Raw genomic sequence first — 17246 nt, 5'->3', positions numbered from 1 at the left:
TACAAAAGAGTTGCTAATAAATATACATCATAAGCTGGTCGTTGGGGGCACAGTTTAAAAATCAGAAGTTGGATCAAGGAATACGCCCATGCCAAGTTGCCGTTCGTTCCAAGCTGCCAAAAGGGAAGGCGCGACCAAATCTCCGCGCATATCAATCTGAGTTTGGCTTATGCCGCGGGCGATGAGCGAGTTGCGGATTGCGATGGCCAATTTTTGGCCTTTCTTGACTTGCGCATTAGTTTTGCTGTCAGGTAAATTCAGATACACATAGATAGTCCTGAATTTGGGAGTATGGAGGTGGCGTGCGAGAATATCCATCCGTTGTAATGCCGCTGCATTCAAGAGCCCATTCGGGCGCAATGCGTCTAAGCTGAAAACGACGGGGGAGGACAGGTTGTTGGCAATATCCGTTATCTGTTTAAAACGAATGCGTGCAACGCACTCTCCTGAAGAAGTGATCTTCAGGGAAATGAGATGTTCTCCCCTGACCGAAAAACTTATTTCATTGTATTTCTCTTGGCGGTAGCTATATGGAATCATTCCTTGATCCAGTTTCCTTTTAATATCCGAAGCAGGCAGGCACACATCGGATAAATTGGGTGCCAGATTCAGTGTTACCCATCGTTCCGCCAGATGGCGGGGTTTCACCTCAAATAAAGTGAATACAAACCAGCCGGTATCGTTCACTGCATAGGAATAGGCGTTTGAGTCAAGTCCTAGGATGGGCTTTGCAAGGTCAAAGTATTCTCCGTTTTCTGGGTCGCGATTGCTGGCGCTGGGTATCACGCGAGCATTTAATGCTGCAGCTACTTTTTCGAAATTCCGCAAATCGCCTGTCGCCAGTATGTCAGCGACCGATTGTGCCAGCCCATCACCTTTGCTTTTCGTTCTAGCTTCAGCTTGCACCGGAGGAAGCAATTTTCCTTTGACGATTTGCTGCAGATATCCCCGGCATCCGCCTCGATTGAAGTAGGTGATATCCAAGGTGATTTTTTCTGGACTTGGCCACGTGATCGAATTGAAAGAACCCAAAGCATGCTCAAGCATGCCATGTTGTACCGGTTGGCCCCAGTCACTTGCCCATGCATCAAGGCTTGGACATGATTGGAATGGAAGTGCCAGATCGATGCGGGTAGTATCTGATTTTTCGTCATAGTAAGCGTGATAAGTTAGTCCATTTGCGAAGAGGTAGTCGGGAATGCTATAAAACCTGGCTTCAAACACTGCAGTGCTATCGTAATTAGGCGGAGAAATTTTCAGGCCGAAGCCAAGCTCTTCTGAAAGATAGCGCGCATCTCCAAGCTTGCCGTGCTGAAGGAGTTTATATATATCGCTTTGAGCAGTGAGAAGCGAATTCTCTTTGCCTGCGCAATATCCGTCGATTGAGTAAGTGAATGCACCAAACAATGCGCATGCTACTAGTAGGAGAGATTTTTTCGTCATCGGCTTATTGCATATATGGTTGAAGGCTATTGATTCTTCCCAGGGCTCACATCTCTATGTGCAGCTCGCTCCAGTATTACGGACGTTTCCCCAGCCCAGGAAAAAGCCGGTTTGTCCTTTTCATATAGTCGGCGTATTCTTGCCCAAAATGATCCAGCATCATGCGTTCTTCATTGCCTATCCTGACCAGGTAAAGCGACAGGAAGGCCAGCAGGAAAGACGGCCCCACGACCCAGTTCCCGAGCAGCAGCATCTGCGAGAATGAAACCAGGAAGGCAGCGGTATACATAGGATGGCGGATGTTTTTATATACGCCGCTGGTGACCAGTGCATGCACTTCCTTCACTTCCAGCGTTGCAGAAAATTGACGCCCCAGATCCTTGTGGGACCTCCAGAATAGCCATACCCCAATGACTGCGGTAATGCTGCCGCAGATGCCCACGGCGGTGTGTACTTCGTAATTGGCGAATTTGAACCAGGGTGAAAAGAAATACAGTACGGGCAGGGTGAGCGAACCCGTAAAGACCAGCAGCAGGTTGAATTTTTCTAATGCATTGTCGCGAGACTCTATACGCTTCACTTGCCGGGTCTTGTATTCATGCGGCATGCGAATGAAAAAGCAGACAAGAAACATCGCGATGAAGACGAGATCGAATGGGCCTGATTGGTGCATCGTTTCCTCAGCATGTTGAGAAGGCTTAGGTAATCCATGGCGGCGCCTGCTATTGACTTGCAATGATCCTTTTCTTACCCGTGGGTTAGCGAAAAACGAACCAGGGCCATGGCGAGCGCAAAGATGAAGCCGTAAAAGAACCTGTCTATCCGCAGCATTTCTTCACCGCGTCGCTGCCGCCATGCCCCAAACGCCACCATGGTGAGTCCAGCCAGAATCGGAGTTGCAAATACATTTGCAATGCGGCCGATGTCCGATGTAATGAATGCGGATGGAAAAATAAGAACGCTGATTGCACCGCCGACAGCACCCAATACGAGATAGCCGATACCGGCGAACCAAGGGTTGGGTGTGGGCAAACGGAATGGTTCGCGAGCTGCGTGAAGACCAAGTTCAACGAGCGCCTCAAAAATAATCTGTAGTAAAAATTCAGCGAGACATTGAAGAAGAAATATCACTAACTCAGCAACTATTTCCATATGCTCCTATAGGACGGCTAGTCTGGATTGAATAGCTACCATACTGTCACACAATAATTGCCAAAGCAACATCAATTTGGCGTATTTGAGAGTAGTGGTTTTAGGTGTGCGACGGCCTATCCTGATGCGCTTCTTGACTGCTTCCGATCCAGATCATTGCTTATCTAGTGAAATTATTTTGGACTCACATTTACTATCGTCATATTCCGGCTTCCAGTCCCATTTTCCAGCACAAGTTTTTATATTTATATTCTTGCCCTTGGTGGAAATCTCCACTCCAAACAGTGATGAACCGGAGAAAGAGCAAATATTATTGAATAGCTGATAGCCCATGATTTCCTTGCCGTTCACCTCTAATTTCCTGATGCTGTATAAGGCCTGAGATGCGCACATTCCTTTCTCTCGGGGCGGCGACACTTCTATGATGGCGGTAATGCGCGCTTTGCCGATATTGCAATGCAAGCTGCTTGGCTCTTCGTCGGAAATGACGGAGTACCCAGGTTTCTTGGGTATGAAAAATTCATCGTTTGCCTGGACCACCCCGTGAAGTGCAAATAGGTTTCCTGCCGGGTCACATTTGTAAGCGACAGAAGCCTCAGACCAATCGGCCCTCGCATCTGGAGCAAAGCCGGCACTTGCGATTGCAAGGGCGATGTAGATAATCAATGGTTTCATCATCAATGCATTGGGTGGTGGGTAGCAAGTGTGTCCGGGTGGTAAAGGCTGTAAGGCGGATTTCGTAGGGCGGAATTTTTATTCCGCCGTATGTATCGTCGATGCAAAGTTCAACGCTGATAAAAATAAAGTAGGTTGGGCTAAGGCTTTATTAGCCCAACAATTCTTTGGCCTGCTGCACCTTTCATTTCCAGGGATATCGCTAAATTATTGACGTTCGAAAGCGTTGGGCTGATAAAGCACTAGCCCAACCTACCGTGCTAGCTTTTATCAACGTGCAAAGGCTGATGCGTGCTTAGAAAAATGCGTAACGTATCCCTGTGAAAAAAAAGAAAAATCCAATGAGGAAGTGAGCTGCGATACATAGCCAAAAAATGGCAGGACTTGTCTCCCGATCTACCTCGGAAAACGGGCTATTCACAGTGCCCGTCCAAATTCCAAAAATTCCCAAGCCCCACAAAATCGGGGCCGCGAAAATTCTGTCCATGGGAGTAAATTCCCGGAATCTTGCCACTTCATGTTTCTCAATAGCGAGAGCCAGGCTATAAACAGTGAGGTACGCGTATCCAAGATAACGCCATGCCTTCTCATTTAAAATAATAGTGCTCTCCAAAACAACGATGTAGGGCTTTGAGTTCAGCTACTACGGAACGATTGAAATTCCAGTCCCGGCCGATAACTAGCTCAGATAACGACGCCGAAATTACCCAAGAATGCGAAGCGGAAGAAGAACAAGGATACCCAAGCCTACAAAAAACCAGGTGAGACGCCTTAACTTCTTTACCTCAGCATCCCCATTCTTCGCCAAGTTTGCCAGCTCACTATTGCTTAAATTGCCGACTCGTTTTATCAGTTTTATTTTTTTCGGCAATAAAAAGGCGAGGCCGACTATAAACCATATCAGAAAAGCGTAAATAAATAAATTCTCTAAACCAAGTGAATGCATCATTGAGCTTTTCCTTTAATTAGGTAGCGCTGCGCGCAAACCAGAGGATATTCTTTCAGCAAGTTGAGCAGCCAGTATTTCAGTATGCATTGAACGGCGACTGCTCCTAATCTTGATTTTTTTGCGTTGTATTGGCGAGGCCCTATTTTTTATACCAGAAAATATAAATGAGGTTCGCAATACTCGCCAAGGCGATAGCCCATCTTGAAGCCTTATCCCACTTGACCACTGTTTTTCTTTCAGATTCCGGGATTTGGTTTTGCTTGCGATATGCGGAGAAGGCCTTCCAGGATGTGATGCACGTAATGAGGAAGCCTACCGATAAAATCGAGATGAAAATAATTTTTGTCATTGATGGTTTTTCTGAAATGAATAAGTGCGGCATATGATGCCTTTAAAAAAATGCTAAGGCAACGTCAGGTGTAGATTTTCAATGCCACGCCGCACTAGGGCGCAACAGTCATGTACACCTGAAAAGAAATGGGCTTTCCTGTTACCTGCAGCTTATCCATGTGGGATAGGGCGTCGTGCAGCTTCAGCACCAGCTTTTTCTCGGGCTCTCCCTGTACGGCGATCTTCATGTCCTGGGAGTCGGGGGCGCATTCAAATTGCAGCATAAGTTCGCTGGGGTGCGTGCTGGCAGAAAACACCTTGCGGGTCTTGTCTTCCACGGATTTGATAAAGGCGCTCAATACAGGCACTGTTGTTGCGGCCGCGACCTCCTGTTCCGAAGAAAGAAGGCGCACTTCTTTCAGCGCCACTTTTTCCTTTTTGCTGGAGGCGGCCACTTTGGACGCGTGGGTTTTTGGCGCTGGCGCAGTGGCCTGGTTCTGGCTGTTAGCCGGGGTTGGATCTGCTTCTGCCGCGATCAACGGGGCATGGGCCAAGCTGCATATTACGGCTAAGAAGGGCCAGAGCTTTTTCATTGCACTCTCTTTATGAAGGGCGAATCGGGTGATCATTGTCTTGCTTGTGGCCTGGCTTCCAGCATTGCTGGAATGCTCTTGATGGTGAAAGCAGGGGCATCCACATGCTGCCATGGAAATATTGTCATTGCAACAGCAATTTGGCTGCGTGGACTGTCTAACTAAACTATAGGTAAAACCAATAGATAGTATAAGAACATCGACTTGGACTTATAGCTGGATTTCGCTCATCATGATGCCTTTGCCATAGTGGCCGTGCGAGGAGAGTAGTGTGCAAGACCTGATTGATGGCATTTTAAAGTTCCAGCGTGATGCTTTTCCGGAAAAAGCCGAGCTATTCCAAAGCCTGGCGACTTCGCAGAATCCGCATACGTTGTTCATTACCTGTTCCGATAGCAGGGTAGAGCCGGCGCTGTTGACGCAGCGCCAGCCGGGGGAGTTGTTTGTGATCCGTAACATCGGCAATATCGTGCCGCTATATGGGCCGGAACCGGGCGGGGTATCTGCCAGCGTGGAGTTTGCGGTGATGGAGATGAAGGTGTCGGATATTGTGGTCTGCGGCCATTCCAATTGCGGCGCGATGTCTGCCATCGCCACTTGCAAATGCGTGGACCATATGCCTGCGGTGGCTAGCTGGCTGCGCCATGCTGAATCCGCCCGTGCAGTGAATGCGGCGCGCAGTTATGCATCGGAAGAAGCGAAGCTGAATGCGCTGGTGCGCGATAACGTAGTGGCCCAGTTGGCCAACCTGCGCACGCATCCTTCAGTGGCGCAGGCGCTGGTACAGCGCGGTTTGCGGTTGCATGGCTGGGTGTATGACATTGCCAGCGGCTCCATGGACGTGCTGGATGAGAAGAGCGGGGAGTTTGTTGCCCTGTCCGCGCAGGCAGCCTAGCGCTCTTTGCAGAGGGAAAAGCTGTAAAAGCTGGCAAGTTGTTGTCCGTTCTACCCTGTTTTTAACCTGTCGAAGTGACAGGGAAGGGCGGCAGGAATTGCTGCAGGAAGTTATAACGCAGCCCGGATTGTCATTTTTTTGTAATGTTTGAGTCATATTGCTGTCTGAGGCCAGGGGGGATACTGGATTCACGGTGCAAATGCATCGCAATCCCACTCACCAAGGAATCGATATGTACTCTTCTACTACCAAGTCCGTTGCCCGCGGCACTGTTCGTGCTTCCCTGTCTTCCCGTGCCGCTGGCAAGATGACTGCCATGAGCCTGATCACGGCATCGCTGGTGCTGGCATTTGCCGCCACTACGGCGACCTCCGCATCTGCTGCCACCACTGATGCTGCCCAAGACCCGGTCAAGAACGTTGTGCTGGTGCACGGCCAGTTTGCCGATGGCTCTACCTGGAAGCCGGTGTATGACATCCTGACCAAGGACGGCTACAACGTCAGCATCGTGCAAGAGCCGCTGACTTCGCTGGAAGAAGACGTGGCTGCTACCAAGCGCGTGCTGGATCGCCAGAACGGCCCCGCCATCCTGGTTGGCCATAGCTATGGCGGCGCAGTGATCACGCAAGCCGGTACCGATGCGCACGTGGCTGGCCTGGTGTATATCGCCGCACACATGCCGGATGAAGGTGAATCCACCGCCTCCAACAAGGCCAAGCTGCCGGGCCAGATCCGTACGCAAGTCACGCCTGACGGTTTCGTCTTTGTCGATCCTGCCCACTTCCGCGAAGATTTTGCGGCGGACTTGCCGGCAGACCAGGCGGAGTTCATGGCCCACTCGCAAATGCCGCCTGCAGCGCGCGTCAACACTACATTGATCACCAACCCTGCATGGCGCGTGAAGCCTAGCTGGTATATGGTGGCCAGGAGCGACCGTGCCATCAACCCCGATCTGGAACGCATGTACGCTGCCCGTGCCCACAGCCATACAGTAGAAGTGGAAGGCGCACACACCATCTATATCTCCCGCGCCAAGGAAGTAGCGGCAATGATAGAAGATGCAGCCAAGCAGTCGCTGGCCAAATAAGCGATGCAGCCTCCTGGCCCGGCGTTGCCGGGCTGGAGTAAAATTGGGCATCACTGCGCGGCAATTGTCTGCCGTGGAATACTCATGCATGGAGCAGCAACGTGAAAATTCTGGTCATTGAAGACGAACTGAAAGCGGGCGAATACCTGCGCAACGGCCTGACTGAATCCGGTTATGTGGTGGACGTGGCCAATAACGGTAGCGACGGCCTGCATATGGCGCGCGAGTTTCGCTACGACCTGATCGTGCTGGATGTGATGATGCCCGGCATGGATGGCTGGCAGGTGATGGAAAAACTGGATAAGAGCGCCAATACTCCGGTGCTGTTCCTCACTGCGCGCGGCACGCTGGAAGACAAGCTGAAAGGCCTGGAGCTGGGCGCGGACGATTATCTGGTGAAACCCTTTTCATTTGCCGAGCTGCTGGCGCGTATCAAGGTAGCGCTGCGGCGCGGCAACCAGGTGCGCCAGGAAGATGTACTGGAAATCGCCGACATGCAGGTCGATATCCCCAAGCGCCGCGTCAGCCGCGCCGGCAACCGCATCACGCTGACCAACAAGGAATTTGCCTTGCTGCAGTTGTTTGTGCTGAACCAGGGCCAGGTATTGTCACGCTCACTGATTGCATCGCGGGTGTGGGATATGAATTTTGACAGCGACACCAATGTGGTCGATGTCGCCGTGCGCCGCCTGCGCAAGAAGATAGACGAGCCGTTTGAAGTGCGCCTGATCCACACCGTGCATGGCGTGGGCTACCGCTGCGAGGTGGAAGCGTGAGCGAGCTTGCGGGTTCCGCCGCAGCGGACGCTGTCCGCGGTGTGAGTCGTGCGGGCAGCGTGAGCCGCCATTCGCTGATCTGGCGGCTGGTGCTGCTGTTTGCCGCGGTCGCCTTCGCGGTGCTGGCAAGCGCCGGTTATCTGCTGTACGGCGCGCTGGAAAAGCAATTAATGTTACGCGACGATGCGGCACTGATCAACCGTGTGGAGCAGATACGCGCCTTGCTGCGCGATGAAGACCTGCTGGACATGATACAAAAAAAGCCCGAGCTGTTCGGCAATATGCTGGGCAACCATGAGGCGCTGCTGGTGCTGAAGTACCCCGGCCAGGCGCCGCTGCTGGAAGTCAATCCCGGCAAGATCACCGTGCCGGACATGGGGCCGATGCCGATAGGTGCGACACTGTCGCTGGCCGCCGTACAGCATACGATGGAAAAAGGCACGCCTTTCATTACCCTGTCTGCCAGTGCGCATACCGAGGATGCGCCGCATGAACTGCAGATCATCACCGGCCGCCTGCTGACAGAGCGCACCCGTATGCTGGCCGGATACCGTGACCAGATCATCGCGGTATCCCTGGCGGCGGCCATACTAATCGCTTTACTGGCATACTGGATCGTGCGTCGGGGCTTGCTGCCGCTGCGCCGCCTGGCAGACCAGACCGCTTCCATCGGCATCCGCAACCTGTCCGTCCGTATTGCGAGTAAAAACACGCCGCGCGAACTGGCACCGCTAATCGATGCCTTCAACACCATGCTGGACAGGCTGGAAACCAGCTTTGCCCAGCTGAGCCAGGTATCAGCCGATATGGCGCATGACCTGCGCACGCCCATCGGCAACCTGCTGGGCCAGACCGAAGTAGCGCTGGGCCAGAAGCGCGATGTGGCCTATTACGAAAAGCTGCTGGGTTCCAATTTTGAAGAGCTGCAACGCCTGTCCAAGATGACCGACAATATGCTGTTCCTGGCCCGTGCCGAGCATGCTGACAATGCGATAGAGTGCGCCACGCTGGATGTGGCCGAAGAACTGGAGCGCCAGTGCGAGTATTTTGAAGGCCTGGCAGAAGAGCGTGGGATCTGGATTGTGTGTAAAGGCGAGGGCAAGGTCTGGGCCGATGCCAACCTGTTGCGCCGGGCGGTAGCCAATCTGCTGTCCAATGCAGTGCGCTATGCGGACGAGGGCACCGAGATCACGCTGGCGGTGGAGCAGAGCGCCGCCGGAACGTTGATGGTAGTGAAAAATGCCGGCCCCACCATAGAGGCGCACCATTTGTCCCGCCTGTTTGACCGCTTCTACCGTGCCGATCCATCCCGCCGCGGATCAGACGAAGCCAGCGGCCTGGGCCTGTCCATCGTGCGCAGCATCATGCTGCTGCATCAGGGTAAGTGGGAGGCGGCCAGCAGCAATGGTGTCACACGCTTCAGCCTGTTCTTTCCGGCCAAACCTGCTGCCTAGCCTTGATCAGGCCGCTGCCAGCGGATAGTCTTTTACCGTCTCTATCAGCAAGGTCTCAAATGCGCGTGCCGCTGCGCTGACATAGGCGCCCTTGCGGCGCAGCAGCGCTACCGTGCGCGGCGGCAGCGCAGGTTCCAGTTGCAGCGGGCGCAGGCCCTCATACATGCTGACCGTATAGTCCGGCAAGATCGTGAACAGCTTGCCATGGCGGACAATCTCCACGATGGCATTGATGGAATTGGCCTCCATCGCCACCGGCGGCGCCACACCTTGCACCTTGAAGAAGCGGTCTATGTGCTGGCGCGTGGCAAAGTCGCCGGTCAGCAGCGCCAGTGCCTCGCCCTGTAGATTATCTATGCTCAGCTTCAGCTTTTTGGGTTTGGCCCGGTGCGCGGTGCCGGTGATCAGGCTCAGCTTTTCCGTGAACAGCGGGCGGCTGGCGATCTCCGCCGAACGGGTATGGCCCTGCGCATCGACAAAGGCGATGCCCAGCTCCAGCTTGTCCTCCGCCAGTGCGGCTTCTATGCCGTCCTGCGTCATCTCCAGTAACTGGATTGCGATATGCGGATAGTGCTCGTTAAAGCGCTCCATCAGCGGCCCCACCAGGTAGTGCGTGAAGTTGGGAGTGAGGCCTATGCGCAGCTCGCCCCGGCTGAGGTCCTGGATATCCTGTATCGCCCGCCGTCCCGCTTCCAGTTCGCGCAGTGCATTGCGCACATAGTGCAGGTAGGTGGAGCCGGCATCGGTCAGCCGCACCATGCGGCCTGACCTGTCCAGCAACTGCACTTGCAGCAGTTCTTCCAACTGCCGTATCTGCTGCGACAGCGTAGGCTGCGACACATGCAGGGCATCCGCCGCACGGGTGAAATTACCGTGTTCGGCAACGGCGAGCAAGTAGCGCAGGTGTCTTAATAGCATGGTCGAAAGGATGGTTGATAGGATGTTTGGTCTGGCGGAAATTCACTACAGGCTCTTGAGTGTCTCGTTTATAACATAAAGCCCGACCGGGATGAAGGGGCGCGGCCCGCCCTGAAGTGGCTGTGCTCGCCGCGTTAGCTGGGCAATCACTGCGGGATAACGGCAGGAGTGTAGTGAGCCAACAAGAGACTTGACCTTACCCTTATGGCAAGGTTTATCATGTCGTTGTAAGGGTTTGACATTCAAACCGACCAAGTGCAGTGCCGCTGAATTTCATTTGAATTTCATTTGAATTTTCTTTGATTGACAGCAAACTGCCGCACTGCCTATCATTAGCCAATTGTTTGTAAATTGTAAGACCCTATGTCCCTACGTCGTCCTACCCGCTATCTGGGCGCGCTCCTCGCGCTGGTCAGCATGCTGTTCATGCAGCTTGCGGTGGCGGGCTATGTCTGTCCGGGCACTAGTATTGGGCCGGGTGGGCACGCGTTTAGCCAGCCCGCTATGCAAGGCATGGCCGGATGCGATGGCATGGACATGCAGCAGCCGGCTTTGTGCCATGCCTATGCACAGGACGGCAAGCAAACATTGGATAAACCGGATTTTCCAGCCGTCCAGCCCTTTATTCCCGGCGCACTGAGCCTGGTCGTACAGGCTGTCGTTGATCAAAGCCACCCCGTTTCCATAGAGCCCGCCGGCGACCTGCTGGCGCGGGCCACCGCTCCGCCGCTGTCTATCCAGCACTGCTGCTTCCGCATTTAACACTTCCAGATTGCCCTATCCGTCATCACTGCATTTCTTACCGTGATGTGATTCGCTGCATTCTGGAGGTTTTATGTCACACCCGTTTTACTCAAGCTGCAGGCCGGTTCTGGCCTGCCTGCTTATTCTTGTTGCCGGCGCCTCTCATGCTCCGGCCGTATTTGCTGCTGATTCTGCGCTGACGCTAGCAGACGCCCAGCGCCGTGCCGTGGAACGTTCGCGCCAACTGGTAGCGCAGGACTATGCTGTGTCGGCCCTGCGCGATATGGCGGTGGCTGCCGGCCAGCTTCCCGATCCGATTCTCAAAGCCGGCATCGACAATCTGCCGGTCAACGGCCAGGACCGTCTTAGCCTGACCAGTGATTTCATGACCATGCGCAGAGTCGGTGTGTCGCAGGAAATCACACGCTCGGATAAGCGCCAGTTGCGCACCCGGCGCTATGAGCGCGAGGCGGATAAGGCCGCTGCGGAGAAAGTCGTCACCATGGCGGCAATAGAGCGGGACACTGCGCTGGCCTGGCTGGATCGCTACTACACCGAGCAAATGCTAGCCGTGCTGGACGAGCAAGCCGCGCAGGCAAGGCTGGAGATACAGGCCGCCGAAGCCGCTTATCGCGGCGGGCGTGGCAGCCAGGCTGATCTGTATGTCGCCCGCAGTGCACTGGCCGGCGTTGAAGACCGCGGCAGCGAAATGCAGCGTCGCCTGCTCAATGCCCGCACCACGCTAGCGCGCTGGATAGGCAATGCTGCCGATCAACCGCTGGCAGGCACCCCGGCTACCGGGGCGATACGGCTGGACCCGGCGGCCCTCGATACCCAGCTAGCCCACCACCCGCAGATAGGCGTGCTGGCCCGGCAGCAAGACATCGTGGAGACCGATGCCAGGCTGGCAGAAGCTAATAAAAAATCCGATTGGAGTGTGGAGCTTGCCTACCAGCAGCGTGGGCCTGCTTATTCCAACATGATCTCGGTCGGCGTATCGATTCCATTCCAGTTTGACCGCAAAAACCGCCAGGACCGCGAGCTGTCGGCCAAGCTGGCCCTGGTAGAGCAGGCCAAGGCAGAGCGCGAGGAGATGCTGCGTGAGCATATCGCCGAGACCCGCAACATGATCAATGAATGGCAAAACACCCGCGAGCGCCAGGCCCGTTATGAGCGCGAGCTGCTGCCGCTGGCCAGGGACCGCAGCCAGGCCACGCTGGCCGGCTACCGGGGCGGCAAGGCCACACTGGTCGAACTGCTGGCGGCCCGCCGCAGCGAGATCGACGTGCGCTTGCAGTCGCTGCAACTGCAAATGGATGCTGCTCGCCTGTGGGCGCAACTTAATTACCTGACACCGGACGACGCCGTTACCGGCAGCCCGGCGATGGAAATGAATAAGGATATGCAATGAGCAAGAACAAACTCTTCCTGGCGCTGCTGGCTGCAGGCGTGCTGGGCGCTACTGCCTTTGGCTTCTATACACTGGGCCGGCAGCAGGCAGCGCCCCAGGCTTCTGAAATACCCTCCGCTGCGGGCGCGCAGGCAGCGGGCGATAAGAAAGTGCTGTACTGGCACGATCCCATGGTGCCGGCGCAGAAGTTCGACAAGCCGGGCAAATCGCCTTTCATGGATATGCAACTGGTGCCGGTGTATGCCGATGGTGGGGATGATGATGGCAAGGTCAGCATCAGCCCGCGTGTGCAGCAAAATCTGGGCATACGCACTGCTGAAGTGGTCCAGGGCAGCCTGGCGTCGGCGCTGACGGCGGTTGGCAGTGTTGCCTATAACGAGCGCGATGTGGCGCTGGTGCAGGCGCGCAGCAACGGTTTTGTTGAAAAACTGTATATCCGCGCGCCGTTGGATACGGTAAAAAAAGGACAGGTACTGGCTGAGTTGTACGTGCCGGACTGGATCGCCGCACAGGAAGAATACCTGGCTGTGCGGCGCATGCAAGCTGGCGCAATGGATGGCAGGACGGATGGCAGCATGGATGCCGTGCTGGACGGCGCGCGCCAGCGCATGCGGCTAGCCGGCATGAGCGATGAGCAGATTCGCCTGGTGACATCCAGCGGCAAGGTGCATGCGCGCATCAGCATTAGCGCCCCGGCCAATGGCGTGATCGCCGAACTGGCAGCGCGCGAGGGCATGAGCGTGGCAATGGGCGCGCCGCTGTTTCGTATCAATGGAATGGACACGGTCTGGATCAATGCCGAGGTCCCGGAGAGCGCCGCTGCCCAGGTGCGCCCCGGCGATGTTGTCGAGGCCCGTACGCCTTCTCTGCCCGGTACGATTTTTAAGGGCAAAGTCGGTGCGCTGCTGCCGCAGGTGAGCGCCGCCACCCGTACGCTGGTGGCGCGCATGGAGCTGGCCAATCCAGGCGGGCGACTGCTGCCGGGCATGTTTGCCACTGTCAGCTTCAATCCGGCAGCCGCCAAGGCTGTGTTGCTGGTGCCGACCGAAGCCATCATCCAGACCGGGACCCGCAGCGTGGTGATGCTGGCCCAGGGTGGCGGCAGTTTGCTGCCCACGGATGTCGAGACCGGCGCGGAGGCCAATGGCCAGACTGAAATACGCAAGGGCCTGGAAGCCGGCCAGAAGGTCGTGGTGTCTGGCCAGTTCCTGATCGATTCCGAGGCCAGCTTGCGCGGCACCAGCAGCCGCATGGGCGGCAGTATGGGAGAGAGTGCTACTCCGGGCAATGATCAAGCATCCGGTAAAGCGCCGGCCAAAACCCACCATGGCGAAGGCAAAGTCGAGAAAATCGGCAAAGGCGATATCACCATCTCGCATGGTCCCATTCCCAGCCTGCAATGGGGGGCGATGACGATGGGCTTCAAATTGCCGGCGAATGGCTTGCCGCGCAATGTGGAGGTGGGTGACAGCGTGATCTTCGATATCCAACCCGTGCAGGGAGGTATGTTCCAGATCGCCAGCATTACACCGACCGTGAAGCCGGCGAACGCAGGAGCCAAGCCATGATGGCCAAACTGATACGCTGGTCTATCGCCAACCGCTTCCTGGTGCTGCTGGCAACGGTGCTGCTTGCTGCCTGGGGCGTGTGGTCCTTGTCGCGTACGCCGCTGGACGCCATCCCCGATTTGTCGGATGTGCAGGTGATCATCCGCACCAGCTATCCTGGCCAGGCGCCGCAGATTGTGGAAAACCAGGTGACCTACCCGCTGACAACGACGATGCTGTCGGTACCGGGTGCGAAGACGGTGCGCGGCTATTCCTTCTTTGGCGATTCCTTCGTGTACATCCTGTTTGAGGATGGCACCGATCCGTACTGGGCGCGCTCGCGGGTGCTGGAATACCTGAACCAGGTGCAGTCGCGGCTGCCGCCACAGGCCAAGACCGCGCTGGGGCCGGACGCCACCGGCGTCGGCTGGGTGTATGAATATGTGCTGGTGGACCGCAGCGGCAAGATGGACTTGTCGCAACTGCGTGCCTACCAGGACTGGTTCCTGAAGTTTGAGCTGAAGGCGGTGCCGAATGTGTCGGAAGTGGCCAGCATAGGCGGCATGGCACGCCAATACCAAATTGTGCTGGACCCGGACAAGCTCAGAGCCTATAACATCCCGCACGGAAAAATCATCGAGGCAGTGCAAAAGGCCAACCAGGAATCGGGCGGCTCGGTGCTGGAGCTGGGCGAGGCGGAGTATATGGTGCGCTCTTCCGGCTACCTGCAATCGCTGGATGATTTCCGCAAGATACCGTTGATGACTACCGAGGCCGGCGTGTCCGTCAGGTTGGGTGATGTGGCGCGCATCCAGGTCGGGCCGGAAACCCGGCGCGGCCTGGCCGACCTGGACGGCGAAGGTGAAGTCGCCGGCGGCGTGATCGTGATGCGCTCCGGCAAAAATGCACTGGAGACCATAGAGGCCGTCAAGGCTAAACTGGACAAGCTCAAATCCAGCCTGCCGCCTGGTGTCGAGATCGTTCCCACCTATGACCGTTCCAAGCTGATCAAGCGCGCGGTGACCAACCTGGAGCACAGGCTGATCGAGGAATTCATCGTGGCGGCATTGGTATGCGCGGTCTTTCTGTTTCACTTGCGCTCTGCGCTGGTGGCGATAGTATCGCTGCCGCTGGGCATCCTGGCCGCATACATCATCATGTATTACCAGGGAGTCAACGCCAATATCATGTCGCTGGGCGGTATCGCCATTGCCGTCGGCGCGATGGTGGATGCGGCGGTGGTCATGATAGAAAATGCGCACAAGCATATCGAGGCCTGGAATCATGCCCATCCCGGTGAAAAACTGGCCGGTGAAGCGCATTGGCGCGTGATCGGCGATGCAGCGGCCGAGGTCGGACCAGCCTTGTTCTTCTCTCTGTTGATCATCGTATTGTCCTTTATCCCGGTGTTTACGCTGGAGGCGCAGGAAGGGCGGCTGTTTGCCCCGTTGGCCTTCACCAAGACCTATGCAATGGCTGCGGCGGCTGGCTTGTCCGTCACATTGATTCCGGTGCTGATGGGCTACCTGATACGCGGACGCATCCCCGAGGAACAGAAAAATCCATTGAACCGCTGGCTGATCGCGCTGTATCGCCCTTTGCTGGAACGCGTATTGCGCTTCCCCAGGGCGACGCTGTTGATTGCAGCAATCATCGCTGTTGCCACGATCTGGCCGATCTCGCGCCTGGGCGGCGAGTTCATGCCGCCGCTGGACGAGGGTGATCTGCTGTACATGCCGTCGGCCCTGCCGGGCATCAGTATTGGCAAGGCATCGGAATTGCTGCAACAGACCGACCGCCTGATCAAGACTGTACCGGAAGTGCAAAGCGTGTTCGGCAAGGCGGGGCGGGCTGAATCGGCGACCGACCCGGCACCGCTGGAAATGTTTGAAACCACCATCCAGTTCAAGCCGCGTGAGCAATGGCGGGTCGGCATGACGCCGGACAAGCTGGTGGAGGAGCTGGATCGCATCGTCAAGGTGCCGGGCTTGTCCAATATCTGGGTGCCGCCGATCCGCAACCGCATTGACATGCTGGCGACCGGCATTAAAAGCCCGGTGGGCGTGAAGGTGGCCGGCACCAGCCTGGAAGAGATAGACCGCATCACCGGCGAGATAGAACGTGCCGTCAAAAAGCTGCCAGGCGTATCCTCTGCGCTGGCGGAAAGGCTGAATGGCGGGCGTTATATCGACATCCATATCGACCGCGATGCGGCGGCACGCTACGGCCTCAACATTGCCGACGTGCAGAGCATAGTGTCTGCCGCCATCGGTGGCGACAATATCGGCGAGACGGTGGAGGGTTTGCAGCGTTTCCCCATCAATGTACGCTATCCGCGGGAAGTGCGGGATTCGGTCGAAAAGCTGCGCCAGTTGCCGGTGCTGACCGAGCGCGGCGCGCAAATCCGGCTGGGTGATGTCGCTGCGATCCGTATCAATGACGGCCCGCCCATGCTGAAGAGCGAGAATGCGCGCCTGTCCGGCTGGGTGTATGTCGATATCCGCGGGCGCGACCTGAGCTCGGCAGTGCATGAGATGCAGCAGGTGGTCGCCAAAGAGGTGAAATTGCCGACCGGGTATTCGGTATCCTGGTCCGGGCAGTTTGAATATCTGGAACGCGCCACGGCCAAGCTGAAGATCGTGGTGCCGGCCACCTTGTTGATCATCTTTGTGCTGCTGTACCTGACTTTCAAGCGGGTTGATGAAGCTGCGCTGATCATGGCGACGCTGCCGTTTGCCCTGGCAGGCGGTATCTGGCTGCTATGGCTGCTCGGGCATAACCTGTCGGTAGCCAGCGGGGTAGGATTTATCGCGCTGGCGGGGGTCTCTGCCGAGTTCGGCGTGATCATGCTGCTGTACTTGAAGAATGCCTGGGAAGAGCGCCTGGCGGCGGGCAGGGTGTCTGAGGCAGATCTGCTGGAGGCGATACGTGAAGGCGCGGTATTGCGGGTCAGGCCCAAGGCGATGACGGTGGCAGTGATCATCGCCGGCCTTGTGCCCATCATGCTCGGCGCGGGCACCGGCTCTGAAGTCATGCAGAGAATCGCAGCCCCGATGGTAGGGGGTATGATCACGGCGCCGCTGCTGTCGATGCTGGTTGTGCCGGTGGTCTATCTGCTGATACGACGCAGGCAAATTGTCGGGTAACGCCGGCAGTGCTCATGAGGGACGCTTGCGCCCCAAAGAAGGGGCGGGCGAGGCCAGACTTTGAAGTGCTGGGTTATCGGAGGCGGCACGAAAAACAGGGGAATACCGGCCAAATGCATTTTGGCC

General features: G+C 56.2%; 15 protein-coding genes. 8 read left to right on the top strand and 7 right to left on the bottom strand.

Features of this window, described 5'->3' with window-relative positions; genetic code table 11:
• Window positions 1–54: 54 nt before the first annotated feature.
• The 6 genes from IEW12_RS04745 to IEW12_RS04720 all read right to left on the bottom strand — a co-directional run bounded on the left by IEW12_RS04745 (window position 55) and on the right by IEW12_RS04720 (window position 5178).
• On the bottom strand, window positions 55–1443 hold the full coding sequence (locus IEW12_RS04745; protein ID WP_188564799.1) for a hypothetical protein: 1389 nt from the start codon (window positions 1441–1443) through the stop codon (window positions 55–57).
• Between the two features lie 76 nt (window positions 1444–1519).
• Entirely contained in the window at window positions 1520–2116 is a 597-nt protein-coding gene (locus IEW12_RS04740; RefSeq protein ID WP_188564798.1) for a protein-S-isoprenylcysteine O-methyltransferase, read from the bottom strand.
• 74 nt (window positions 2117–2190) lie between these two features.
• Window positions 2191–2595: a hypothetical protein gene (locus IEW12_RS04735; protein ID WP_188564797.1), complete on the bottom strand. Its 405-nt coding sequence runs from the start codon at window positions 2593–2595 to the stop codon at window positions 2191–2193.
• A gap of 153 nt (window positions 2596–2748) precedes the next feature.
• Window positions 2749–3273: a hypothetical protein gene (locus IEW12_RS04730; RefSeq protein ID WP_188564796.1), complete on the bottom strand. Its 525-nt coding sequence runs from the start codon at window positions 3271–3273 to the stop codon at window positions 2749–2751.
• A 700-nt stretch (window positions 3274–3973) separates the two neighbouring features.
• A complete protein-coding gene (locus IEW12_RS04725; protein WP_188564795.1) occupies window positions 3974–4219 on the bottom strand; it encodes a hypothetical protein in 246 nt (81 codons plus the stop codon).
• A gap of 443 nt (window positions 4220–4662) precedes the next feature.
• Window positions 4663–5178, bottom strand: a complete 516-nt coding sequence (locus IEW12_RS04720) for a hypothetical protein (RefSeq protein ID WP_188564794.1) — start codon at window positions 5176–5178, stop codon at window positions 4663–4665.
• 235 nt (window positions 5179–5413) lie between these two features.
• Here IEW12_RS04720 and IEW12_RS04715 point away from each other — a divergent pair, with 235 nt between their 5' ends.
• The 4 genes from IEW12_RS04715 (at window position 5414) to IEW12_RS04700 (ending at window position 9354) form a co-directional block, all read left to right on the top strand.
• Window positions 5414–6037, top strand: a complete 624-nt coding sequence (locus IEW12_RS04715) for a carbonic anhydrase (protein WP_188564793.1) — start codon at window positions 5414–5416, stop codon at window positions 6035–6037.
• A gap of 307 nt (window positions 6038–6344) precedes the next feature.
• A complete protein-coding gene (locus IEW12_RS04710; RefSeq protein ID WP_371874515.1) occupies window positions 6345–7124 on the top strand; it encodes an alpha/beta fold hydrolase in 780 nt (259 codons plus the stop codon).
• A 101-nt stretch (window positions 7125–7225) separates the two neighbouring features.
• Window positions 7226–7900: a heavy metal response regulator transcription factor gene (locus tag IEW12_RS04705; protein ID WP_188564792.1), complete on the top strand. Its 675-nt coding sequence runs from the start codon at window positions 7226–7228 to the stop codon at window positions 7898–7900.
• Window positions 7897–9354 carry a heavy metal sensor histidine kinase gene (locus IEW12_RS04700; RefSeq protein ID WP_229750918.1) on the top strand — a complete coding sequence of 486 codons (1458 nt, stop codon included), beginning with the start codon at window positions 7897–7899 and terminating at the stop codon, window positions 9352–9354. The genes IEW12_RS04705 and IEW12_RS04700 overlap by 4 nt, the downstream gene beginning before the upstream one ends.
• Before the next feature lie 6 nt (window positions 9355–9360).
• Here IEW12_RS04700 and cynR read toward each other — a convergent pair whose 3' ends face one another.
• Window positions 9361–10272 (bottom strand): transcriptional regulator CynR, encoded by a 912-nt coding sequence (gene cynR / locus IEW12_RS04695; protein ID WP_188564791.1) that lies wholly within the window; start codon window positions 10270–10272, stop codon window positions 9361–9363.
• 363 nt (window positions 10273–10635) lie between these two features.
• On the opposite strand from cynR, the gene IEW12_RS04690 reads away from it, so the two are divergent.
• The 4 genes from IEW12_RS04690 to IEW12_RS04675 all read left to right on the top strand — a co-directional run bounded on the left by IEW12_RS04690 (window position 10636) and on the right by IEW12_RS04675 (window position 17120).
• Window positions 10636–11034 (top strand): hypothetical protein, encoded by a 399-nt coding sequence (locus IEW12_RS04690; protein ID WP_188564790.1) that lies wholly within the window; start codon window positions 10636–10638, stop codon window positions 11032–11034.
• Between the two features lie 73 nt (window positions 11035–11107).
• Window positions 11108–12427 carry a TolC family protein gene (locus IEW12_RS04685; protein WP_188564789.1) on the top strand — a complete coding sequence of 440 codons (1320 nt, stop codon included), beginning with the start codon at window positions 11108–11110 and terminating at the stop codon, window positions 12425–12427.
• The gene (locus IEW12_RS04680; protein ID WP_188564788.1) at window positions 12424–13995 is read left to right on the top strand and encodes an efflux RND transporter periplasmic adaptor subunit; all 1572 of its coding nucleotides are present in this window, start codon (window positions 12424–12426) and stop codon (window positions 13993–13995) included. The genes IEW12_RS04685 and IEW12_RS04680 overlap by 4 nt, the downstream gene beginning before the upstream one ends.
• Window positions 13992–17120, top strand: a complete 3129-nt coding sequence (locus IEW12_RS04675; RefSeq protein ID WP_188564787.1) for an efflux RND transporter permease subunit — start codon at window positions 13992–13994, stop codon at window positions 17118–17120. The genes IEW12_RS04680 and IEW12_RS04675 overlap by 4 nt, the downstream gene beginning before the upstream one ends.
• The last annotated feature ends 126 nt before the right edge of the window (window positions 17121–17246 follow it).

It is taken from the genome of Parundibacterium terreum (genome assembly GCF_014636315.1).
Classification (GTDB): Bacteria; Pseudomonadota; Gammaproteobacteria; order Burkholderiales; family Burkholderiaceae_D; genus Undibacterium; species Undibacterium terreum.
Note: the sequence above shows the minus strand (reverse complement) of the source record. Positions and strands in the feature narration are given on the sequence as shown.